The organism is Streptomyces sp. NBC_00878 (genome assembly GCF_026341515.1).
Lineage (GTDB): Bacteria > Actinomycetota > Actinomycetes > Streptomycetales > Streptomycetaceae > Streptomyces.
The window spans coordinates 9,201,859-9,225,480 of the sequence record NZ_JAPEOK010000001.1 but is presented as its reverse complement, the minus strand read 5'-3'; the positions used below and the strand labels follow the sequence as shown (position 1 = coordinate 9,225,480).

At 70.3% G+C, this 23,622-nt stretch carries 16 protein-coding genes and 1 pseudogene; 10 read left to right on the top strand and 7 right to left on the bottom strand.

Translation table 11 applies throughout. The features are described 5' to 3' along the window. Positions 1-467 precede the first annotated feature (467 nt). Positions 468-1,193, top strand: coding sequence for an MIP/aquaporin family protein (locus OHA11_RS40050; RefSeq protein ID WP_266504980.1), 726 nt, complete (start codon positions 468-470; stop codon positions 1,191-1,193). Between the two features lie 35 nt (positions 1,194-1,228). Then, positions 1,229-2,740, top strand: a complete 1,512-nt coding sequence (gene glpK, locus OHA11_RS40045; RefSeq protein WP_266504978.1) for a glycerol kinase GlpK — start codon at positions 1,229-1,231, stop codon at positions 2,738-2,740. Positions 2,741-2,935: 195 nt separating this feature from the next. Here glpK and OHA11_RS40040 read toward each other — a convergent pair whose 3' ends face one another. The 5 genes from OHA11_RS40040 to OHA11_RS40020 all read right to left on the bottom strand — a co-directional run bounded on the left by OHA11_RS40040 (position 2,936) and on the right by OHA11_RS40020 (position 11,826). Beyond that, on the bottom strand, positions 2,936-3,541 hold the full coding sequence (locus OHA11_RS40040; protein WP_266504975.1) for an ATP/GTP-binding protein: 606 nt from the start codon (positions 3,539-3,541) through the stop codon (positions 2,936-2,938). Further along, positions 3,522-7,412, bottom strand: coding sequence for a hydantoinase B/oxoprolinase family protein (locus OHA11_RS40035; RefSeq protein ID WP_266507783.1), 3,891 nt, complete (start codon positions 7,410-7,412; stop codon positions 3,522-3,524). Before OHA11_RS40035 ends, OHA11_RS40040 begins: the two co-directional genes overlap by 20 nt. Positions 7,413-7,987: 575 nt before the next feature. Beyond that, positions 7,988-8,383 carry a DUF742 domain-containing protein gene (locus tag OHA11_RS40030; protein WP_266504973.1) on the bottom strand — a complete coding sequence of 132 codons (396 nt, stop codon included), beginning with the start codon at positions 8,381-8,383 and terminating at the stop codon, positions 7,988-7,990. A 9-nt stretch (positions 8,384-8,392) separates the two neighbouring features. Next, a complete protein-coding gene (locus OHA11_RS40025) occupies positions 8,393-8,833 on the bottom strand; it encodes a roadblock/LC7 domain-containing protein (protein ID WP_266504971.1) in 441 nt (146 codons plus the stop codon). Next, complete coding sequence (locus OHA11_RS40020; RefSeq protein WP_266504969.1) at positions 8,830-11,826, bottom strand: nitrate- and nitrite sensing domain-containing protein; 2,997 nt, start codon at positions 11,824-11,826, stop codon at positions 8,830-8,832. Before OHA11_RS40020 ends, OHA11_RS40025 begins: the two co-directional genes overlap by 4 nt. Positions 11,827-12,431: 605 nt before the next feature. Between OHA11_RS40020 and OHA11_RS40015 the strand changes: the two genes are divergently transcribed. Beyond that, entirely contained in the window at positions 12,432-13,022 is a 591-nt protein-coding gene (locus OHA11_RS40015; protein ID WP_266507781.1) for a hypothetical protein, read from the top strand. A gap of 196 nt (positions 13,023-13,218) precedes the next feature. Here the strand turns inward: OHA11_RS40015 and OHA11_RS40010 are convergent, their stop codons facing one another. Both OHA11_RS40010 and OHA11_RS40005 read right to left on the bottom strand, forming a co-directional pair. Further along, positions 13,219-14,403, bottom strand: coding sequence for an NAD(P)/FAD-dependent oxidoreductase (locus OHA11_RS40010; protein ID WP_266504965.1), 1,185 nt, complete (start codon positions 14,401-14,403; stop codon positions 13,219-13,221). Then, a complete protein-coding gene (locus OHA11_RS40005) occupies positions 14,400-14,741 on the bottom strand; it encodes a bifunctional 3-phenylpropionate/cinnamic acid dioxygenase ferredoxin subunit (RefSeq protein WP_266504962.1) in 342 nt (113 codons plus the stop codon). Before OHA11_RS40005 ends, OHA11_RS40010 begins: the two co-directional genes overlap by 4 nt. Positions 14,742-14,956: 215 nt before the next feature. Between OHA11_RS40005 and OHA11_RS40000 the strand changes: the two genes are divergently transcribed. The 7 genes and pseudogenes from OHA11_RS40000 (at position 14,957) to OHA11_RS39970 (ending at position 23,614) form a co-directional block, all read left to right on the top strand. After that, positions 14,957-15,775 carry an IclR family transcriptional regulator gene (locus tag OHA11_RS40000; RefSeq protein ID WP_266504959.1) on the top strand — a complete coding sequence of 273 codons (819 nt, stop codon included), beginning with the start codon at positions 14,957-14,959 and terminating at the stop codon, positions 15,773-15,775. Between the two features lie 278 nt (positions 15,776-16,053). After that, positions 16,054-17,139, top strand: coding sequence for an S-(hydroxymethyl)mycothiol dehydrogenase (locus tag OHA11_RS39995; RefSeq protein ID WP_266504957.1), 1,086 nt, complete (start codon positions 16,054-16,056; stop codon positions 17,137-17,139). Next, positions 17,136-17,243, top strand: a pseudogene (locus OHA11_RS39990) (MBL fold metallo-hydrolase); the annotation flags it as partial. The gene OHA11_RS39995 and the pseudogene OHA11_RS39990, both read left to right, overlap by 4 nt. 88 nt (positions 17,244-17,331) lie before the next feature. Next, positions 17,332-19,794: an FAD-dependent oxidoreductase gene (locus OHA11_RS39985; RefSeq protein ID WP_266504954.1), complete on the top strand. Its 2,463-nt coding sequence runs from the start codon at positions 17,332-17,334 to the stop codon at positions 19,792-19,794. A gap of 22 nt (positions 19,795-19,816) precedes the next feature. Further along, positions 19,817-20,971, top strand: coding sequence for an N-methyl-L-tryptophan oxidase (gene solA / locus OHA11_RS39980; protein WP_266504951.1), 1,155 nt, complete (start codon positions 19,817-19,819; stop codon positions 20,969-20,971). Positions 20,972-20,982: 11 nt separating this feature from the next. Further along, complete coding sequence (locus OHA11_RS39975; RefSeq protein ID WP_266504949.1) at positions 20,983-22,155, top strand: aromatic ring-hydroxylating dioxygenase subunit alpha; 1,173 nt, start codon at positions 20,983-20,985, stop codon at positions 22,153-22,155. After that, positions 22,148-23,614 carry an aldehyde dehydrogenase family protein gene (locus OHA11_RS39970; RefSeq protein WP_266504947.1) on the top strand — a complete coding sequence of 489 codons (1,467 nt, stop codon included), beginning with the start codon at positions 22,148-22,150 and terminating at the stop codon, positions 23,612-23,614. Before OHA11_RS39975 ends, OHA11_RS39970 begins: the two co-directional genes overlap by 8 nt. The last annotated feature ends 8 nt before the right edge of the window (positions 23,615-23,622 follow it).

The following is a 23,622-nucleotide window of genomic DNA, read 5'->3' as shown; positions in this document are numbered from 1 at the left end:
GGCCGCGGGCACACACGCCCTCCACTGCCGTACACGCACCCCGAAGGCCGCGCACGCCCCCGGCGAATCGATCCCTCGCCTCTCCACGTCGCTCGCGCCGCCGGACCCGTTGGCCCACACGCGCTCGCCCGCCGTGCAAGCTGCCCGCAGCGCAACGATCCCCGGTGTGCCATCCGTGCGGGCCTGAACCGGTGTCGCCCGCGACCTTGACGCTCTCACAGTGCCGGTGAACACTTCCGGTGTCAGTCGACATCGCCGCATTCCGGCGTATTCAGGCACTGCGTCGCGCGGGCCCCTGCCTGGGCCAACGAGTCATTCCTCCATGGGCGATTCGGCTGCGACGGCACGCTCGTCACGGACGCCGGGCGGGGCGCGGGATCTCCCTGCCTCGGCTGACGTAGCCATGGGAACGCACCCTGCACGGTGGACCGGGGCGGACCGCTCCGGGTTTGGGCCTAGGAGCCGCCATGAGCAACGGAGACATCTTCGTCGGTGAGGTCATCGGCACAGCGATTCTGATCCTCTTCGGCGCCGGAGTGGTCGCCGCCGTCGTACTCAACTACTCCAAGGCGAAGGACGCGGGCTGGGTCGTCATCGCGTTCGGCTGGGGCTTCGGCGTACTGGCCGGGGCCTACACCGCCGCGCCGCTGTCGGGAGGGCACCTCAACCCCGCGGTGACCGTCGGCATCGCCATCGACACCGGGGACTGGGACAAGGTCCACATCTACGTCGCCGGCCAGATGGTCGGCGCCTTCCTGGGCGCGGTGCTGTGCTGGCTGGTCTACTTCGCCCAGTTCCAGGCCAACTCCGACGAGGAGATAGCGCAACCCACGCTCGGGATCTTCTCCACCGCCCCCGCGATCCGCAATCCCGTGGCGAACCTCGTCACCGAGATCATCGCGACCATCGGTCTGGTGCTGCCGATCCTGGCGTTCGGCCTCACCAAGGGGCTCGGCGAGTCCGGCACCGCGATTCTGATCGTCTCGTTCCTGGTGGTCGGCATCGGTCTGTCGCTCGGTGGTCCGACGGGGTACGCCATCAACCCGGCCCGTGACCTGGGCCCGCGCATCGCCCACGCCATCCTGCCGATCCCCAACAAGGGGACGTCGGACTGGAGCTACTCGTGGATCCCGGTGGTGGGGCCGCTGATCGGCGGAGTGCTGGCCGGGCTCATCTTCAACGCAGCCTTCTGAGGCCGCCTTCCGAAGAATCCGACGAAGGGGACGTCATGACGGACAAGTTCGTCGCCGCAATCGACCAGGGCACCACGTCCAGCCGCTGCATCGTCTTCAACCAGGACGGCGCGATCGTCGCCGTCGACCAGCGCGAGCACCGCCAGATCTTCCCCAAGCCGGGCTGGGTGGAGCACGACGCCACCGAGATCTGGTCGAAGGTGCAGGCCGTGGTCGCGGGCGCGCTCGCGAAGGCCGGACTCCGCGCCGACCAACTCAGCGCGCTGGGGATCACCAACCAGCGCGAGACGACGGTCCTGTGGGACCGCGCCACGGGCAAGCCCGTACACAACGCGATCGTCTGGCAGGACACCCGTACCTCCGCGCTCTGCAACGAACTCGGCGGTACGGACGGGCAGGACCGCTTCCGCGAGCAGACCGGCCTGCCACTGGCCAGCTACTTCTCCGGGCCCAAGGCGGCCTGGCTCCTCGACAACGTGCCGGGGCTGCGGGCACGTGCCGAACGCGGCGAGATCGCCTTCGGCACGATCGACTCCTGGCTGATCTGGAACCTCACCGGCGGCACCGACGGTGGGCAGCACGTCACCGACGTCACCAACGCCGGCCGCACCATGCTGATGAACCTCGAAACGCTCCAGTGGGACCAGTCCATCCTCTCCGCGATGAACGTCCCCGAAGCGGTCCTCCCCGAGATCAAGTCATCCGCCGAGGTGTACGGGACCGCCGTCGGCCAACTCGCCGGTGTTCCGGTGGCGTCGGCGCTGGGCGACCAGCAGGCGGCGGTGTTCGGACAGGCCTGCTACGACGTCGGCACGGCCAAGAACACGTACGGAACGGGCAGTTTCCTCCTGCTCAACACCGGGAACCGGCCCGTGCCCTCGAAGAACGGGCTGCTGACGACGATGGGGTACAAGATCGGCAGCGAGGCGCCGGTCTACTGTCTCGAAGGGTCGATCGCGATCACCGGTGCGCTGGTGCAGTGGTTCCGCGACCAGCTCGGCATCATCCGCAACGCCGACGAGATCGAGACCCTCGCGGCGGGCGTCGACGACAACGGCGGCGCGTACATCGTGCCCGCGTTCTCTGGTCTGTTCGCGCCCTACTGGCGCTCCGACGCGCGCGGTGTGGTCACCGGTCTGACCCGGTACGTCACGAAGGGGCACCTCGCGCGGGCGGTCCTGGAGGCGACGAGCTGGCAGACGCGTGAGGTCGTGGACGCGATGTTCCAGGACTCCGGGGTGCACATCACGACCCTGAAGGTGGACGGCGGTATGACCAAGAACAATCTGCTGATGCAGCACCAGGCGGATGTGCTCGGGGTGCCGGTGATCCGCCCGAAGGTTTCCGAGACGACCTGCCTGGGAGCGGCGTACGCGGCCGGTCTGGCGACCGGGGTGTGGAACGACCTCGACGAGCTCAAGTCCCATTGGCGGAAGGACATCGAGTGGACGCCCTCCATGGACGCGTCCGTTCGCGACCGCGAGTACCACAACTGGCACAAGGCGGTGGAGAAGAGCTTCGGCTGGCACGAGGACGGCGAGGGCTGACCCACCCCTTTTCGGGCCCCATTTCCGGGGTCCACGCGCGCGTGCGGCCCATGAGCAGTACCTGAGGACTGCGGCCCGTACCCCGGTCGGCGGGGGTACGGGTCGTACTCGTGCCGGTGGCCGGTAGCTGGTGCCAGTGTCGGCGGCCGGTACCGGTAGCCGGTACCGGTAGCCGGGCTCCGCCGGTCCGGTACCTCAGGTAGTGACGGTCTGGCGGCGCTCAGTGGCGTACGCCATCGCGTGCTGGACGACCTCGATGAGGACCTCCTTGACCGACTCCCGGCCGCGCGCGTCGCACAGGACGACGGGGACTCCGGAGTCGAGGTCGAGGGCCTGGCGGACGGTGTCGGTGGGGTAACGCGCCGCGCCCTCGAAGCAGTTGACGCCCACTACGAAGGGTATGGAGCGCCGTTCGAAGTAGTCGACGGCGGCGAAGCAGTCCTCCAGGCGGCGGGTGTCGGCGAGGACGACGGCACCCAGGGCGCCGGTGGCGAGCTCGTCCCACAGGAACCAGAAGCGGTTCTGACCGGGCGTCCCGAAGAGGTACAGGACGAGGTCCTCGCGGAGCGTGATGCGACCGAAGTCCATGGCGACCGTGGTGGTGTGCTTGGCCTCCACACCGCTGGTGTCGTCGATGGGACGGCCCGCCTCGGTCAGCAGTTCCTCGGTGCGCAGCGGCTTGATCTCGCTGACGGCGCCGACCATGGTGGTCTTGCCCACGCCGAAGCCGCCCGCCACGAGGATCTTGAGCGTGACGGGCTCGACTGGGGCCTTGCCGCGCTCAGTGCGCCCGAAGATCATCGTTCTCTTCTCCTGCTTCAGTGGTGTCGCGTACTTCGCTGGTGGAGCTTGTGTCGGTGGTGGCGCTTGCATGAGTGGTGGAGCTTGCCTCGCTGGTGGGACTTGCTTGGGTGGTGCCGCTCGGTGGCGGACCGTATCCGCCGCCGCCGGGTGTTTCGATGACCAGCACGTCGCCGGGGCCGACATCGACCGCATCGCTTCCGCCGAGTTCGGTGACCGTGCCGTCCGCGCGCTCCACGCGGTTGGCGCCCAGCGTTCCGGGCTCGCCGCCCGCCATACCGTAGGGCGGGACCCTGCGGTGCTGGGAGAGCGTGGAGACGGTCATCGGCTCCTGGAACCGGATGCGGCGTACGGCACCGTCGCCGCCCCGCCACCGTCCGGCCCCGCCGCTGCCGCGTCGTACGGCGAACTCGTCGAGCCGGACCGGCAGTCGCCACTCCAGGACCTCGGGGTCCGTGAGTCGCGAGTTGGTCATATGGGTCTGTACGACGGGCGCGCCGGGAAAGCCGTCGCCCGCACCGGACCCGGAGGCCACGGTCTCGTAGTACTGGTACCGCTCGTTGCCGAAGGTGACGTTGTTCATGGTGCCGGAGCCCTCGGCCTGCACCCGGAGAGCACCGTACAGGGCGCCGGTGATCGCCTGTGACGTCTCCACATTTCCCGCCACAACGGCGGCCGGCGGCCGCGGGGCGAGCATCGAACCGGGCGGTACCACGATGTCGAGGGGACGCAGGCAGCCGTCGTTGAGCGGGATGTCGTCGGCGACCAGGGTGCGGAAGACGTACAGGACAGCCGCGTTGACCACCGCGAACGGAGCGTTGAAGTTGGTGGCGAGCTGCGGGGACGTGCCCGTGAAGTCGACTTTCGCGGAGCGTTTTTCGCGGTCTACGGAGACGTGCACGCGGATGACGGCGCCGGAGTCGGTCTCGTAGGCGAACTCACCGTCTTCAAGGGCGTCGATAACGCGGCGGACGGCCTCTTCGGCGTTGTCCTGGACGTGTTTCATGTACGCCTGGACGACGTCGAGCCCGAAGTGCTCGATCATACGGGCGACTTCGTCGACGCCCTTCTGGTTGGCGGCGATCTGGGCGCGCAGGTCGGCGAGGTTGGTCTTCGGGTTGCGCGAAGGGTAGGGGGCCTCGGTGAGGAGACGGCGGGTTTCCGTCTCCCGGAAGCGGCCGCCTTCCACGAGCAGCCAGTTGTCGAAGAGGATGCCCTCTTCCTCGATGGTGCGGCTGTCCGCGGGCATGGACCCCGGCGCGATGCCGCCGATCTCCGCGTGGTGGCCGCGCGAGGCGACGTAGAAGAGGATGCGCCCGCCGCCGCTCTCGCCGTCCTGCGGCGCGCGAACCTCCGTCGCGTCGTCCTGCGGCACGTCGTCCTGCGTCGGGCCGTCCTCGGCATCGTCACGCTCCGTGTCGAAGACCGGGGTGATCACGGTGACGTCGGGGAGGTGGGTGCCGCCGTGGTACGGGTCGTTGACCGCGTACGTGTCCCCGGGGCGCATGCTGTCGCCGCGGCGGCGGATGACCTCCTTGACGCTGGTGCCCATCGAGCCCAAGTGCACTGGGATATGAGGGGCGTTGGCGACCAGGTTGCCGTCGGGGTCGAAGAGTGCGCAGGAGAAGTCCAGGCGCTCCTTGATGTTGACGGACTGGGCGGTGGACTCCAGCCGGGCGCCCATCTGTTCGGCGATGGCCATGAAGAGGTTGTTGAAGACCTCAAGGAGGACCGGGTCGACTTCCGTGCCGAGATCGGAACTCTCCGTGACCGCCACGCGTTCCATGACCAGATGCCCGTCGTCGGTCATGGCCGCCTGCCAGCCGTCGTCGACGACGGTCGTCGAGCTGGCTTCGGTGATGATCGCGGGGCCGGTGACGGTGTCGCCGGGGGGCAGTTCCTCGCGGCGGTGCAGGGGTACGTCGCGCCAGGTGCCGCCGGTGTGGAGGCGGACCGTTTCCGGGGCGCCGGGCGCGGAGTGCGGGGTGACGAGGACGGAGAGATCGGGGGGTTCGGTGAGACCGGTGGCTTCCACGGAGAGGGCTTCGACGACGACCGGACGGTCGAGGGTGAAGGAGTAGGTGGCGCGATGGCGGTCTTCGAAGATACGGGTCATGGTGTCGGGCTCGGACAGCTCGACGGTGAGTGCCGTGTCCGTGCCGTCATAGCGCAGCTGGGCCCGGCGGGTGACCCGGATGCGGTCCTCGGGGACGTCCTCGGCGAGGAGTTCGGCGCGGGCGGCGCCCTCCAGGTCGTCGGCGGTCTTGAGGACTCCGGGCATCGCCGAGACTTCCAGGGGTGCCTCGACGGACTGTTCGCGCATGGCCGTGGTGTCGGCGAGCCCGATGCCGAGTGCGGAGAGCACCCCGGCCATGGGCGGCACGAGAACCGTGCGGATGCCCAGCGAGTCGGCGACCATGCACGCGTGCTGCCCGCCCGCGCCGCCGAAGGTGGTCAGCGCGTAGCGGGTCACGTCGTGACCCTTCTGGACCGAGATGCGCTTCACGGCGTTGGCGATGTTGGCCACGGCGATCTGCAGATAGCCCTCGGCGACCTGCTCGGGCGTGCGGTCGTCGCCGGCCCGCTCACGGATCTCGTCGGCGAGGGCGGCGAAGCGGTCCCGGACGAGGGCGTCGTCGAGCGACTGGTCGCCGTCGGGGCCGAACACCCTGGGAAAATGGGCGGGTTGGATCCGGCCCAGGGCCACATTGGCGTCGGTGACGGTGAGCGGGCCGCCGCCGCGATAGCAGGCGGGGCCGGGGTCCGCGCCCGCCGAGTCCGGGCCCACGCGATAGCGGGAGCCGTCGAAGTGGAGGACGGATCCGCCGCCCGCCGCGACGGTGTGGATGTCCAGCATGGGCGCGCGCAGCCGGACTCCGGCGATCTGGGTGGTGAAGACACGTTCGTACTCGCCCGCGAAGTGCGAGACGTCCGTGGACGTACCGCCCATGTCGAAGCCGATGACGCGGTCGAAGCCGGCGAGCTGGGACATCCGCGCCATGCCGACGATGCCGCCGGCCGGCCCGGACAGGATGGCGTCCTTGCCGCGGAACTGTCCGGCTTCGGCGAGGCCACCGTTGGACTGCATGAACATCAGCCGCACGCCGCGGAGTTCGTCGGCGACCTGCTCGACGTAGCGGCGCAGGACGGGCGACAGATAGGCGTCGACGACGGCCGTGTCACCGCGCGGGACGAGTTTCATCAGGGGGCTGACCTCGCTGGATAGCGAGATCTGCGGGAAGCCGGTGCGGGCTGCCAGCTCGCCGACGGCCTGTTCGTGGGCGGGGTGGAGGTGGCTGTGCATGCAGACGACGGCGACGGCTCGGATCCCCGCGTCGTACGCCTCCTGGAGGGGCCCGGCGAGGGCGTCCAGGTCGGGGGCGCGCAGGACGGTGCCGTCGGCGGCGATGCGTTCGTCGACCTCGATGACGCGCTCGTGGAGCAGTTCGGAGAGTTCGATCTCGCGGGCGAAGATCCGCGGGCGGTTCTGGTAGGCGATGCGCAGCGCGTCGCGGAAGCCACGGGTGACGACTAGGAGGGTGCGTTCGCCCTTGCGTTCCAGGAGGGCGTTGGTGGCGACGGTGGTGCCCATGCGAACGGATTCCACCGATAGGCCGTTCCGGTGACCGGATCCGGATCCTTGCCCGGTTTCCGGCTGGGGTTCCCGGCCCGATCCCGGAGCGGGCTCTCGTCCCGGTAGGGCCTCACCGGCTTCGGTGAGGAGTTCCCGGATGCCCGCGACGGCGGCGTCGGCGTACCGGGACGGGTTGTCCGAGAGGAGCTTGCGGGTGAGGAGACGGCCGTCGGGGCGCTGGGCGACGACATCGGTGAAAGTACCGCCGCGGTCGACCCAGAACTGCCAGCCCTTCACGCCCTTCACGTCTGTCTCCCCGATGTCGCGCTGCTCCGGCCCTGAGCCGGAGGTGCCGTTCGACGATCGGTCAGATCATATCGGGGTCCGGCACCTCGGCGTCCGGTCCGGAACGGGCGTCGCTTCTCTGGCCGGCCAGTGGTGGGCGAGGACGAGCGGGATGGGTCGGTCGCGGGTGTCGATGGCACGGAGACACTGACTACCCGGCCGTCCGTACTCCGGATCCTCGGGGCGCGGGCGTCCGCGACCGGCTCGGCGCACTGGTGGAGGCGGCGCCAAAGCGTGGGCGGGTCGCGCCCGGCGCCCAGGCCGTCCGACACGGGCGCCTCAAGTCGCCTGACGCGGAGACCCGGGGCCATCTGTCACGGAGACCCCGGGTCACCAGACGCGGAACCCCCGGGCACCCGATGCGGAGACCCTGGGCGTCCGAGGCGGAGACTCCTGGGCGTCCGACGCGATGGCGCCCGCGCCTTTCGACGTGGAGGCCCGATTCGCCACGCGGAGGCCCCAGCCGTCCGAGCACCCGAATCGCCCAAGCCCCCGGATCACCCGGACCCGCTGGCCCCCGAGCCGCCTCACAAGGCCCGGAGGCCGCTGATCACGTCGCGGAGAATGCTTTCGTCGGGCAGCTCGGCCGGCGGTACCGGACGCGTCACATGGACCAGTTCCTCGTCCACGAGGTCGCCGATGAGGACGCGTACGACCCCGATGGGCAGGTCGAGTTCGGCGGCGAGTTCGGCGACCGACTGGGGGGCGCCACGGCAGAGTCCCACGATGTCCACGTGCTCCGGGGACAGCGTGTTGTCCGCCTCCGGGTCGTCGGCGTGCTGCTCCGTCACGACCACCGCGATCAGGTCGAGGCGGTGCTGCGCCGCACTGGTGGTGCGGCCTCGTGTCATGGCATACGGACGGACCACCGGTCCGGCGTCGTCGTCGAACCAGTGGGACATCCCCTGACCGTCTCCGCTCATGCCATCTCACTACCCGCCCGAAGGCAGTTCGGTGCGCGGAACGGCGGCCAGATGTACGCCGACCCTCTTCACCAGCAGCGTCATCTCGTACGCGACCTGCCCGACGTCGGAGTCGGCGTCCGAGAGGACCGCGAGGCAACTGCCGTCGCCGGCGGCCGTGACGAACAGGAAGGCCTCGTCCAGCTCGACGACCGTCTGACGGACGCTGCCCGCCTCGAAGTGACGGCCGACGCCCTTGGCGAGGCTGTGGAACCCGGAGGCGACGGCAGCCAGATGCTCGCTGTCCTCCCTCGTCAGATCGGTGGAGACCCCCGTGGGGAGGCCGTCCCCGGAGAGCACGAGTGCTTTGCGGATGCTGGCGACACGCGCCACCAGGTCGTCGAGGAGCCAGTTGAGTTCCCCCGTCGACGAGGTGGTCGTGGTGTCGCCGGCGGCCTTCGGTGCGGTCATCGACCGTCCCCCTTTGTCGTTCCTGGTGCTGAGCCGCCCTGGGCCTCGTCGCCCGCGGCGTTCTCGTCACGGCCTCGCTGCCAGCCACGCTGGAGCGAAGCCATGCGGCTACGTACTTGGTCGGCGTCGCGCTCTGCGGGGTCCGTCCCTCGGGCCGCGTCGCGCTCGGTGAGCCGTTTGGGGCCGTCCTTCAGTTGAGGGGCAAGACTGGCCTGCCGTACGCGGCGGGGCAGCGAGCCGGTGCCGCCGTCCCCGGCCTCCGGGGCGGGGCGGTTGCCGCCGCCTCCGGTCGGAGTACCGGGGTGGGTGGCGCCCGCTTCGGCGCCGCGACGCGACGCGCGCTGGGGAAGGGCCGGGGCGGCCTGGGCGTCCCGTCGGCCCTCCAGGGCCCCCGTTCCGCGCGTGAGCGCCTCACCGGGGCCCGTCGGACCTGGACGCTCACCGCCCCGCCCGAGGGCTTGTCGACGCTCCACAGCGCCGTCCGCCGGGTCGGTGCGACCGGGCCAGTCGTCGTCGGGGCCTCGGCGGGCGTCGCGGGAGTCCCCGGCCTCGCGGCTCGGCGGTCCTCGCCTGACGCCCCTCGAACGCTTCGGCAGCTCCTCCAGCACGCCGGACCGCTCGGACAGTTCCTGGGCCGCCCGGGGCAGTTCCGTCACGCCGTCGGCGTCCACGCGGTCCGTCGCCTCGTCCCGTCGCGTCTTGGTCTGGGTCACGGGGCGCCCGTGGGAACTGACGAGCTTGGGGGTCCGGCGCTGCGGGAGCGGAGCGGGTACGCCGGACGCGTTGTCGCCGTCGGCGCGTGACAGCTCGCGCGCGTCGTCGCGTACCTGCTGCTGGTCCCCCGGCACCCCGGCGATGGAGCGGCGCGGGCGGAAGATGCCGCCGCGTTCGCCGTCCTCGTCGTCCAGGGCGCCCGGGAAGTCGTCGAGGGCGTCCAGATCGACGGGCGCCTCCAGTTCGACGGGCCCGTCCAGGATCGAGGCCGACAGACCGGGCAGCGCGACCGGCACCTGGGACAGGGGTCCCGTACGGTCCTCGACGCCGTCCTGCTTCGGGGGGAGCGCCCGGTCGAGCCGGAAACCCATGCCGTTGGTGTCGGGCACGTCGTCCGACAGGAGCGCGTCCGGGACGAAGACCACGGCGGTGGTTCCGCCGTACGGGGACGGCTGCAGGGAGACGCGTACGTTCTGCCGCTGGGCGAGCCGGCTGACCACGAAGAGGCCGAGCCGGTCGGTGTCCGACAGTTCGAACTCGGGTGTCTCGGCGAGCCGCAGGTTGGCGTCGAGGAGTGCCTCCGCGGCCATGCCGAGACCGCGGTCGTGGATCTCCAGGGTGAAGCCGTTGGCGACTCTCTCGCCGAGTACCTGGACCGCCGTGTGCGGCGGTGAGAAGACCGTGGCGTTCTCCAGGAGTTCGGCCACGAGGTGGGTGACGTCGGCGACCGCGGACCCGGTGACGGCCATCCGCGGCAGCCGCCGCACCTCGATGCGCTCGTAGTCCTCGACCTCGGCGACGGCGGCACGTACGACGTCCATCAGCTGGACCGGTTTGCGCCACTGCCGGGACGGGGCGGCGCCGGAGAGGATCACCAGACCCTCGGCGTGCCGGCGCATACGGGTCGTCAGGTGGTCGAGGCGGAACAGGTCGGCGAGTTCGTCGGTGTCGTCGGTCCTGCGCTCCATGGTGTCGAGCAGGGTGAGCTGCTTGTGCAGCAGGACCTGGCTGCGGCGGGCGAGGTTCACGAAGACCTCGGAGACGCCGCTGCGCAGCTCGGACTGTTTGACGGCGGCCTCGACGGCGGCCCGCTGAAGGATGTTGAGGGCCTGGCTGACCTCGCCGATCTCGTTCTTCTCGTACTCCAGGCGCGGGACCTCGGTCTCCACGTCGACCTGTTCGCCCGCGGAGAGTCGGCGCATCACGCTGGGCAGCCGTACGCCGGCGGTCTCGTGGGCCTCCTGGCGGAGCCGGCGCAGGTCGCGGACGAGGCTGCGGCCGATGCGTACGGACATGAAGAGCGAGACCAGCAGCGCGGCCAGGCCCAGCACGCCGGCGATGCCGGCCTTGACGATGACGCCGATCGCCACGGGGCGCACACGGTCCTGGAAGCGGTCGCCCGCCTGGGTGTTGAGCTTGTCGAGCCCGTCGAGGACGTCGCCCGCGACGCCGTCCCAGCTCTTCGCGGTGACTCCGCGGGGCTCGCCGGGCGCGGAGGCGATGACGGACTGCTCGGCCACGCGCAGCGGCGCGGTGGCGGCGTTCTTCCAGTAGCTCTCGAAGCGCACGCGCTCGGCGGTGGGCAGCAGCGGCAGGCCGACCTCGTACATGAGCGTGCGCTGGGCGACGAGGTCGGAGACTTCACGGGCCTCCTCGCGGGTCACCCGGCCGACGACGAGGGCGGAGCCGAGGAGGGCGTCCTCGCGGGCCAGCAGCTCACGAGCCCGCGACATGTTGACGATGGCACGGCCCTGCTTGTCCACGTCCACGTTGTCGAGGACCTGGAGATTGGCCAGGAGGGTGTAACAGGGGTCCACCAGGCGGTTGTAGTGGTAGAGGGCCTGGGAGCGGGTGACGGTGCCGTCCTGGACGCTCTGGCGCAGCGGACCGACGCCGTCGAAGGCGTCCAGGATCGCGGTGAGCCGTTCGGTGGTGTCCGGGCCCATCTCGTCCCGTACATCGCTGTCCTTGGCGTTCCTGCGGATCTTCGCCACGATGTAGTCGGTGGCGGCCCGGGTACGCCGCAGATCGGTGAGTGCCTCGGAGGCACGGGGGTCGGCGAGGTAGACGAGGGTCTGGCGGCGCTCGTCCTGCAGGACGCTGACCACGTCCTCGGTCGGGTAGCCGATCTCCGACACGACGAACGTCGTGTCGAACAGCTGGTTGACCTCACGCCCCGTGAGCACCGTGGCGAAGCCCCAGATACCGGCCAGCGAAACCAGCGGCACGAGCAACAGCGCCACGATCTTCCGGCGGATGGACTTCCCGCGAAAGCGCATGGCCTCCCCCAGCTCGACTCCCGGCAGTCGGGAGCACACATGTACGTCAATAAACGGCGTGAGCCTACTACCGACACACAGGTATCTCGAAGACCCAACCGGAGTGTCCCCCTCCGGGACGGGAACAAGACATCCGCAGTTGTCCGGTCATTACGGGAGATTGCCTCCTCGAATCCGACACGGGACAGCAGACTCCAACCGGTCCGCATAGTGGCCCAGTTGGCCGGAATTTTACGGTCGGCGGGAATCTTCGGCTTACGTCGATCGTCTGTCTGTACGGAAGTTGGCGGTGGAATCGGCAGCATGTGCTGCATGCCGCGCCCAGGCGGCGTAAAGCATCGCAAGCCGGGCACCCAATGGGGAGCCGGGGTCTCGTGACACCGGAGCAGGCGGTTGTCGGGCGGTTGGGGAGTGACGAGTTGATGGGCACGGCGGAGCGGCAGGGGACACCGGGTACGGGCGTCGCGGAAGCCGCGGGGGCGCAGCGGGATCCGCAGGCACCGGATCACGACATTCCGGCCGACATCCCGGCGCGGGAGGCCACCAGAGAGGCCTCGGGGGAGGCTGGGAAGGGAGCCGAGGGGGAATCGGTGGCGGGGTCCGTCATGGAGGCCGTCACGGAGGCGGAGACCGAAACGGAAGCCGGTCCGGACGTCAGCACGGAGGCCGGTACGGAAGTCGGCAGGGGAGCCGGTGCAAAAGTCGGCACGGGAGTCGGCCCAGGTCCTGAGATAGCGGCGGGAGCGGCGGGAGCGGCAAAAGCCGCCATGGCGGCCGAGGCGGAAGCCGAAGAGCGGGGGTACTACCGGCCGTTGTGGGTCGAGGAGCCCGCGATCAGGCGCCGCCTGCCCGACCCCGTGCGTACGTCCGCGGTGCGGGCCGTCATCATCATCGCGATCACGTTGATCCAGGCGATGGTCGCCTTCCTGTGCACGCTGGCCGGTTCCTGGCTCGCGTTCCCCATGGTGCTGAGCAGCGTGGCGAGCACGGTCGTGGCCACCTGGGGCGCGCTGGACATATGGGTGACGCGCCAGGTCTGGAACCAGCGCAACGGCGTGGTGTCGGTGCCCAGCAGCACGGCCCGGGCCCTGCGGCGCGAGCGGCGAAGGGCCCGTCGCCAGGAGCGGACGTCGGAGCGGGCCAAGGAGCGGATACGCCGACAGGGCGGCGGCGCGGGCCAGTTGTCGCACTCGTAGCAGGCGGTAGCGGGTAGTTCCTTCAGCAAGTCAGCAGGCGCTCCAGGGCGCTGCTCGGGGCGCAGCCGCAACCAACCTCGACTGCCCCGGCTGCGACTGCGACTGCGACGAGGGCAACGGCAACAGGGGCAACCATCCTCCCCTCCAAGAGACCGCCCGTCCCTCCAGGCGGCCAGCCACCCCTCCAGGCAGCCGCCTACGAGGCCGCCGCCTCCACCACGCTTGCCCCGCGCCCGAGTTCGCGCCTCGCCCGCATGAACGGGCGTGGGCGGTCGACGGAGAGCACCGCGGTCGTCCGGCCGTCACGCTCGTACCGTGCGAGGAAGCCGCCCTCGTCCGGCGTGCCGTCGGTGATGCCGCCCTCCGCGATCCGGACGGTGTCGGTGTCGAGCCGCCGTCCGGCGAACTGGATCCGTGCTCCGTACTGGTCGGACCAGAAGTAGGGCAGCGGGCGCACGGCCTCCGCCGTGTGCCCCGCGAGGAGGTTGCGCACGGCGACCCGGGGCTGCTCGGTGGCGCTGGTCCAGTGTTCGGCGCGGGTTCCGCCGACGCGGGCGACGTCGCCGACCGCGACCACCTGGGGCAGAGCGGTCACGCAGCCGTCGTCGCACAGCACTCCGTCGTGCAGCGCGAGGATCGAGCCCGCCAGCCAGTCGGTGTTGGGGGTCGCGCCGATGCCCACGATCACGAGGTCGGCGGGGAGCAGCCGGCCGTCGGCGAGCTCCACTCCGGTCACCGCGACGGTGCCGCGCAGCCCGGCGACGCCGGTGCCCGTGACGAGGCCGACGCCGCCGCGCCGGTGCAGCGCGGCGCACACCGCGGCCATCTCCGGGCCGAGTTGGGGCACCAGCGGCAGCGGCGCGGCTTCGACGACGGTGACCTCGTGGCCGAGTCCGGCGCATGAGGACGCCGTCTCGGCGCCGATGAAGCCGCCGCCGATGACGACGACGCGGCGGGTGCCCGAGGTGAGTTCGGCGCGCAGCGCGCGGGCGTCGTCGAGGGTGCGCAGGGTGTGGACTCCGGCGAGTTCGCAGCCGGGGAGCCTGCGGGCCGAGGCTCCGGTGGCGATGACCACGCCGTCGGCGGATACGGTGCGGCCGTCGTCCAGGAGGACGGTCCGGCCGCGCGCGTCCAGGCCGCGGGCACGGACGCCGAGCAGCCACTCGGCGTCGAGCTCGGTGGTCTCCTCGGCGTCGGAGAGTGCGAGTTGGTCCTCACCGGCCCGGCCGGTGAGGAAGTCCTTGGACAACGGCGGGCGGTCGTACGGGCGGTGGGGTTCGTCCCCGACGATCACCAGCCGCCCGTCGAACCCCTGGGCACGCAGTTCCCGGGCCGCGTACAGCCCGGAGAGCGAGGCCCCGACGACAGTCACGGTCCTCATGCGGCCGTGCCCTCCTCTGCGGCCTCTTCAGCCCCCTCGGCCGCCACGTGGACGTGGATGATGCCGTCGTCGACGGTGACGCGGTGGGTGCGGACGGCTCGACGTGCGGGAAGGCACGTCGGCAGACCCGTGCGGAGATCGAATGAGGCGGCGTGGAGCGGGCATTCGACCAGACAGCCCTCCAGCCAACCGTCGGAGAGCGACGCATCCTGGTGGGTGCAGGTGTCATCGATGGCGTACAGCTCGCCGTCGGCGTTGAACACGGCGATGGGCGGCGTGGTGTCGACACGGACGGATTCGCCCGCGGGGAGGTCATCAAGGCGGCAGACGGAAATCACGGGCCCCCCTCTCGGTCCAGGACCCACGGTCCGGGACCTCTCAGGTCCGGTCTGGTCCGTAACCTTCCCGGTCACGGACGCTTCGGTAACATGATGTTTCGTATGGCGCATGAGGGAGCGCTATGCGCAACAGAATCCGCGCGGGATGCCCGTCACGTCAAGGGCTTCCGGCAGATGCGGCCCAAACCGGGCCGCCAGGTGGTGAGAGTTGAGTTATGACCCGCACGCAGAAGCAGACTGACCGCACGGAGGAGACGTCCGGGAAGCAGAGCAGGGGCGCGGGGAGCGCCGTCCAGTCGGTGGACCGCGCCGTGAGCGTGCTGGAGATCCTCGCCCGGCTCGGCGAGGCGGGCGTCACCGAGATCGCCGACGAGCTGGAGGTGCACAAGTCCACCGCCTTCCGGCTCCTCGGAGTGCTGGAGAACAGGGGCCTGGTCGCCCAGGCCAAGGACCGCGGGAAGTATTACCTGGGCGCGGGCGTACTACGCCTCGCGGGGGCGGCGGCAGTGCGCCTGGACATCTCCCAGGAGGGCGTGCCCGTGTGCCGTGAACTCGCGGACGAGGTGGGCGAGACCGTCAACATCGCGGTCCTGGACGACAACGCGGCGGTCAACATCATGCAGGCCCGCGGCGCCGCGTCCGTCACCGCGCAGAACTGGCTGGGCAGACGCACCCCGCTGCACTCCACGTCCAGCGGCAAGGTGCTGCTGGCCCATCTGCCGCCGACCCTGAGGGAAGGACTGCTGGCCAGGCCGCTGCCGCGCTTCACCGAGCGCACGATCACCGGCACGGCCGCGCTGCGCGGCGAGTTGGAGGCCGTGGTCGAGCAGGGGTACGCGTTCGCCCTGGAGGAGCTGGAGCTGGGGCTGGCCGCGACGGCCGCCCCGGTGCGCGCCCACGACGGGAAGGTGATCGGCGCGATCAGCGTCTCGGGCCCGGTCTACCGGCTGGACTCGGACCATCTTCCGGACCTCGCCAAGCGCACGGTGGCGGCCGCGGCCGACCTGTCGCGCCGGATGGGATACGGCTTCTGACGGAAGCGGGACCGGACGCGGACCGGAGACCGGAGACCGGACGCCGGACGGACACGGCACGACACGACACGACACAAGGGCACGACGGGCACGACACGCAGAAGCGCGGAGCCAGGAACACCTGGCTCCGCGCTTCTGTGTGTCGGACAGATTTCGCCCGGCCCGTTCCTTTTGCCAAGGGTTAACCCGCACCTCTTGACGGCCCCCGGGAGGCGTTCCCACTATGTTCCTCATCGCGCAACCCATAGTGCACTGCGCAACAGCAGAGGAGCTAGGTCGTGCCACACGAGGTCCGTGCCGTAGTCGCTGTGAAAAAGGGCGCACCCGTCGAGGTGCAGACGATCGTCGTTCCCGATCCGGGTCCGGGCGAGGTGCTCGTCTCCGTACAGGCCTGCGGGGTCTGCCACACGGATCTGCACTATCGGGAGGGCGCGATCAACGACGATTTCCCGTTCCTGCTGGGCCATGAGGCGGCCGGCACGATCGAGGCGGTCGGCGAGGGCGTGACCGGCCTCAAGAGCGGCGACTACGTGGTCCTGGCCTGGCGCGCTCCCTGCGGTTCCTGTCGCTCCTGTCGCCGGGGCCGCCCCTGGTACTGCTTCGACTCGCGCAACGCCACCCAGCCGATGACCCTCCTGGACGGCACCCCGCTGAGCAACGCCCTCGGTATCGGCGCCTTCGCCGAGAAGACCCTGGTCGCGGCCGGACAGGCGGTCAAGATCGACCCGACGGCCCGGCCCGAGGCCGCCGGCCTGATCGGCTGCGGCGTGATGGCCGGCTACGGAGCGGCCGTCAACACCGGCAACGTCGGCCGCGGTGACACGGTCGCCGTCATCGGCTGCGGTGGCGTCGGCAACGCGGCCATCGCGGGCGCCTGCCTCAATGGCGCCATGAAAGTCATCGCCGTCGACATCGACGACAAGAAGCTCGACCAGGCGGAGAGGTTCGGCGCGACCCACACCGTCAACTCCCGTGGCACCGATCCGGTCGAGGCCGTGCGCGCGCTCACCGACGGCTTCGGCGTGGACATCGCGATCGACGCGGTGGGCCGTCCGGAGACCTTCAAACAGGCCTTCTACATGCGCGATCACGCCGGTCTGCTGGTCCAGGTCGGCGTCCCGTCCCCGGACATGTTGGTCGAACTCCCGCTGATCGACGTGTTCTCCCGGGGCGGCGCGATCAAGTCCTCCTGGTACGGCGACTGCCTGCCCAGCCGCGATTTCCCGTTCCTCATCGACCAGTACCTGTACGGCCTGCTGGACCTCAACGCCTTCGTCAGCGAGACCATCGCGCTCGACCAGGTCGAGGAGGCGTTCGCGAAGATGCACCGCGGCGAGGTGCTGCGCTCCGTGGTGGTCCTGTGAGCACCGGCGGGACCGTACGGATCGAGCGCGTGGTCATCTCCGGCACCTTCAGCCTCGACGGCGAGACCATCGACGTCGACAACGTCTGGCCGGACGGCGAGGACACCACGATCGCCGCCGAACGCCCCGACGTCCCCGCTCCATAAGCGCGTTCACCTCCGCCCGACAACCCCCACCACGACAAGGAGGGGCATGTCCAGCACGCCCGAAACGAATCGCCGCGTGGTCATCGTGGGCGCCGGCATCGTCGGCTGTTCCCTCGCCGACGAGCTCACCGCCCGCGGCTGGACCGACGTCACCGTCCTCGAACAGGGACCGCTGCCCGCTCCCGGCGGCTCCACCTCGCACGCGCCCGGCCTGGTCTTCCAGACGAACCCGTCGAAGACCCTCACCGAGTTCGCCCGGTACACGGTCGAGAAGTTCAACTCCCTGGAGGTGGACGGGGTCCCCTGCTTCAACCCGGTCGGCGGCCTGGAGCTCGCGACGACTCCCGAACGACTCGCCGAGCTGCACCGCAGGGCCGGATACGCCGCTTCCTGGGGTGTCCGAGGCGAGATCGTGAGCGCGGCCCGGTGCAAGGAACTCTGGCCCCTCATCGACGAGTCGATGGTCCTCGGCGGCTTCCACACCCCCGACGACGGACTGGCCCGTGCGCTGCTCGCGTCCCGAGCGCAGCTGGAGCGGGCCGAAAGCCGAGGCGCCCGTTTCCTGGACCGGCACACGGTCACCGGGATCGAGCAGGAGGGCGGCAGGGTCACCGCGGTCGTCACCGACCGGGGCATCTTCCCCGCCGACCACGTGGTCTCGGCGGCCGGTTTCTGGGGCCCGGTCATCGGCCGCATGGCGGGCGTCGACGTACCCCTGCAACCGCTCGCCCACCAGTACGCGCGGACCAGGCCCCTCCCCGAACTGGCCGGGGCCACCGAAGAGGCCTCGAAGCCCATCCTCCGCTTCCAGGACCGCGACCTCTACTTCCGTGAGCACACCGACCGCATCGGCATCGGCAGTTACGCGCACGAGCCGCTCCCCGTCGACCCGTTCGCGATCCTCGCCTACGACGAGGCGCGCGCGAACGACATGGAGATGCCGTCCTCGTTCCCCTTCACCGAGGAGGACTGGGCGCCCAGCTGGGACGACTGCCGCCAACTGATGCCCGCCCTGCGCGAGGCGGAGATCGAGGAAGGCTTCAACGGCGTCTTCTCCTTCACGCCCGACGGCATGCCGGTACTCGGCGAGTCCCGTGCGCTGCGCGGCTTCTGGCTGGCGGAGGCCGTGTGGGTGACCCACTCGGCCGGAGTCGCCAAGGCGGTGGCCGAGTGGATGGTCCACGGCCGCCCGGAGACCGACACCCACGAGTGCGACCTCACCCGCTTCGAGGACGCCCAGCGCTCCCCCGCGTACATCAAGGACCGCGGCTCGCAGCAGTTCGTCGAGGTGTACGACGTGCTGCACCCGCTCCAGCCGATGGAGCGGCCGCGTCCGCTGCGGGTCAGCCCCTTCTACGCCCGCCAGCAGGAGCTCGGCGCCTCCTTCCTTGAGGGCGGCGGCTGGGAGCGCCCGCACTGGTACGAGGCGAACGCCCCTCTCGTCGCCCCGCTCGTCGAGGCCCTCGGCCCGCTCCCCGAGCGCGACGCCTGGTCGGCCCGCCACTGGTCGCCCATCGCGGCGGCCGAGGCGAGGGCGACCCGCGAAAAGGTCGCCCTCTACGACATGACTCCCCTGCGCCGTCTCGAAGTCACCGGCCCGGGCGCCCTCGACTTCCTGCACGGCATGACCACCAACAACCTCCGCAAGAAGCCCGGCGCGGTCACGTACACGCTGCTCCTGGACGAGGCGGGCGGCATCCGTTCCGACCTCACCGTCGCGCGGCTCGGCCCCGACCGTTTCCAGGTGGGCGCCAACTCCCCCGCCGACCTGGACTGGCTCGCACGGCACGCGCCGCGTGACGTACAGATCAGGGACATCACCTCCGGCACCTGCTGCATCGGCGTCTGGGGCCCGCTCGCCCGCGCTCTCGTGCAGCCGCTGACCCGCGACGACTTCTCGCACGAGGGCTTCGGCTACTTCCGCGCGAAGGAGACGTACCTCGGCCATGTCCCGGTGACCGCCATGCGCCTGAGCTACGTCGGCGAGCTGGGCTGGGAGCTCTACACCAGCGCCGACCTGGGGCTCCGCCTCTGGGACACGCTCTGGGAGGCGGGCCGGGAGCACGGCGTGATCGCGGCCGGACGCTCCGCCTTCAACAGCCTGCGGCTGGAGAAGGGCTACCGCGCCTGGGGCGTCGACATGACCGACGAACACGACCCGTACGAGGCGGGGGTCGGCTTCGCCGTCCGCCTGGACAAGGGGGACTTCACGGGGATGGCCGCGCTGGCGGCCCGGGGCGAGCCGCGGCGCAGGCTCACGCCGCTGCTCCTCGACGACCCGGCGTCCGTGGTCCTCGGCAAGGAGCCTGTGTACGTGGACGGCTCCCCCGCGGGTTACGTCACGAGCGCCTCGTACGGGTACACGCTGGGGCGGTGCGTGGCGTACGCCTGGCTGCCGGTGCTGCCCTCCGGGGCGGGCGTTCATATCGAGTACTTCGGCGAGAAGGTGCCCGCGACCGTTGCCGATGAGCCGCTTTTCGATCCGAAGATGACCCGCATCCGGCGTTGATCACAAGCTCTGGAGGTCCCCCGTGTCCCCTACCTACGACGTGATCGTCATCGGTCTCGGCGGTATGGGCAGTGCCGCCGCTCACCATCTGTCCTCGCGCGGGGTGCGTGTGCTCGGGCTGGAGAAGTTCGGGCCCGTGCACAACCGCGGTTCCAGTCACGGTGGTTCGAGGGTCACCCGGCAGTCCTACTTCGAGGACCCGGCGTACGTACCCCTGCTGCTGCGGGCGTACGAGTTGTACGAGGACGTGGAGCGGGCCACCGGCCGGGACATCGCGACGCTGTGCGGTGGTGTGATGGTCGGGCCTCCCGACTCGCTGACCGTCTCCGGCTCGCTGCGCTCGGCCACGCAGTGGGACCTGCCCCACGAGATGCTGGACGCCGCCGAGATCCGCCGCCGCTTCCCGACGCTCAGCCCGAAGGACGACGAGGTCGCGCTCTACGAGCGGAAGGCCGGTCTGGTCCGCCCCGAGAACATGGTCGCGGCCCATCTCCAGCTCGCCACCCGGCAGGGCGCCGACCTGCACTTCGAGGAACCGATGACCCGCTGGGAGCCGTACCGGGACGGGGTACGCGTCCACACGGCCGAGAACACGTACACCGCGGGCCAGTTGGTGATCTGCCCGGGCGCGTGGGCGCCTCGGCTGCTCACGGATCTCGGGGTGCCGTTCACCATCGAGCGGCAGGTCATGTACTGGTTCCAGCCGAAGGGCGGGGTCCGGCCGTTCCTGCCGGAGAACCATCCCGTCTACATCTGGGAGGACGCGAACGACGTCCAGGTCTACGGCTTCCCGTCCATCGACGGCCCGGAGCTGGGCGCCAAGGTCGCCTTCTTCCGCAGGGGCCGGATCTGCACCCCGGAGACCATCGACCGGACGGTCCACGAGGACGAGATCCAGGACATGGCGGACCACATGTCCCGCTGTATCCCGGACCTCCCCGGCACGTTTCTCAAGGCCGCCACCTGCATGTACTCCAACACCCCGGACGAGCACTTCGTCATCGCCCGGCATCCCGCGCACCCGGAGTCCGTGACCGTGGCCTGCGGTTTCTCCGGGCACGGCTTCAAGTTCGTGCCGGTCGTCGGCGAGATCATCGCCGACCTGGCCCTGACGGGCACGACCGCTCACCCGATCGGCCTGTTCGACCCCCTCCGCCTCGCCGCCGCGCCCGCCTGAGGAGCACGCACGTGACGACGACCCCCGTCTCCCCCGCCCCCGTCTCCGGCTCCCCTGGCCCCGCTCAGTTGCCGCCGAGCCTGATCGCCACCCTGCCGGGGCGCTACTACACCGATCCGGAGATCTTCCGGCAGGAGCAGGAACGTCTCTTCGAGTCGATGTGGTTCTGCGCGATCCGCGGCGCGGACCTGGCCAGGCCGGGCGCCTTCCGTACGGTCCAGGTGGGCCGCGAGAGCGTCCTGATCACCCGGTCCCGCACCGGTGAGCTGCGCGCCTTTCTCAACGTCTGCCGCCACCGCGGGGCCCGTCTCTGTCTGGAGGAGGCCGGTGAGGTCCGGCGCAGTCTCCAGTGCCCGTACCACGCCTGGACGTACGACCTCGACGGCAAGCTGATCGCGGCGCCCAACCTGGTGAAGATGCCGGACGTCGACCGCATCGAGTACGGCCTGGTCAAGGTCGCCCTGCGGGAGTGGCTCGGCTACGCCTGGGTGTGCCTGGCCGACGAGCCGGCGTCCTTCGAGGAGACGGTGATGGGCGCGGCCGTGGAGCGGCTGGGGAACGCGGCGGCCATCGAGCACTACGGCACCAAGAACCTCGCGCTCGGCAAGCGCATCACCTATGACGTGAAGGCGAACTGGAAACTGATCGTCGAGAACTTCATGGAGTGCTACCACTGCGCGACGATCCACCCCGAGCTCACCGACGTCCTCCCGGAGTTCGCGGAGGGTTACGCGGCCCAGTACTACGTGGGCCACGGCGCCGAGTTCGGCGAGGAGGTCAAGGGCTTCACGGTCGACGGCAGCGAGGGTTTCGGGAAACTTCCCGAGGTCTCGGAGGATCAAGACCGTCGTTACTATGCAATAACGGTCAAACCCACTGTGTTCATCAATCTCGTCCCCGACCATGTCATCCTGCACCGCATGTTCCCCCTCGCCGAGGACCGGACGATCGTGGAGTGCGACTGGCTCTACGCACCCGAGGTCGTCGAGTCGGGCGCCGATGTGTCGAAGTCCGTGGAACTGTTCCACCGGGTCAACGCCCAGGACTTCGAGGCCTGCGAGCGTACGCAGCCCGCGATGGCGTCCCGTGCCTACCGAAGGGGCGGGGTGCTGGTGCCCACCGAGCACCACATCGGGATTTTCCACGAGTGGCTCATAGGGATGCTGGGAGGCATGGATGGCTGATCTCTATATCGGCGGCACATGGACGAGCGCGCGGGAGAAGGGCACCCGCGAGATCCGTTGTCCGGCCGACGGTTCGCTCGTCGCCGTGGTGGACGAGGCGGGTCCCCAGGACACGGCCGACGCGATCGCGGCCGCACGCCGCGCTTTCGACGACGGCCCCTGGCCCCGGACGCCCCCGAACGAGCGCGGTGACCTGCTGCTCCGGGTCGCCGACCTGCTCGTGCGCGACAAGGACGTACTCGCCCGCTCGGAGTCCCTCGACACCGGCAAACGCCTGGTGGAGAGCGAGTACGACATCGACGACATCGAGAACTGCTTCCGCTACTTCGGCCGACTCGTCGCGAGCGAGTCCGGCCGGGTCGTGGAGACCGGCACGGAGGGCGTCGACAGCCGGGTCGTATACGAACCGGTCGGTGTCTGCGCGCTGATCACGCCCTGGAACTATCCGCTGCTCCAGACGGCGTGGAAGGTCGCCCCGGCGCTCGCCGCGGGCAACACCTTCGTCCTCAAGCCGAGCGAGCTGACCCCGCACACCGCGATCCATCTGATGCGCCTCCTGGAGGAGGCCGGGCTGCCCGCGGGCGTGGGCAATCTGGTCCTCGGCGCGGGTCCCGAGGCGGGCGCTCCCCTCGGCGAGCATCCGGACGTGGACCTCGTCTCCTTCACCGGTGGTCTGCGGACCGGCCGCGGACTCATGGCCGCGGCGGCCGGGACGGTGAAGAAGGTCGCCCTCGAACTGGGCGGCAAGAACCCGAACATCGTCTTCGCGGACGCCGACTTCGAAACGGCCGTCGACATGACTCTGACGGCCGTCTTCCTGCATTCGGGGCAGGTCTGTTCGGCAGGGGCCCGGCTGCTCGTCGAGGACTCGCTGCACGACCGGTTCGTGGACGAGGTCGTCCGCAGGGCCCAACTGATCAGACTGGGCGGCCCGTTCGACGAGCGGGCACAGACCGGGCCGCTGATCTCGGCGGGGCACCGGGCGAAGATCGAGGCGTACGTCACCGGGGGCCTCGCGGAGGGCGCGGTCCTGCGCTGCGGCGGCGAGCGGCCCGCCGACCCTCCGCACCCGGACGGCTTCTACTACCCGCCGACCGTGCTCGACGAGTGCTCCGCCGGGATGTCCGTCGTACAGGAGGAGTCCTTCGGTCCCGTGCTGACGGTGGAGCGGTTCGCGGACGAGGCGGAGGCGGTGCGGCTGGCCAACGACACGATCTACGGTCTCGCGGGCGGGATCTTCACCTCCGACGAGGCGAAGGCCCAGCGGGTCGCGTCCGCGCTGCGGATCGGCACCATCTGGATCAACGACTACCACCCGTACGTCCCGCAGGCCGAGTGGGGCGGCTACAAGCAGTCCGGGTTCGGGCGGGAACTCGGGCCTGCCGGTCTCGCCGAGTACCGCGAGACCAAGCACATCTGGCGCACCACGAATCCCAGTCCACAGGGATGGTTTTCCTGAACAAGTTC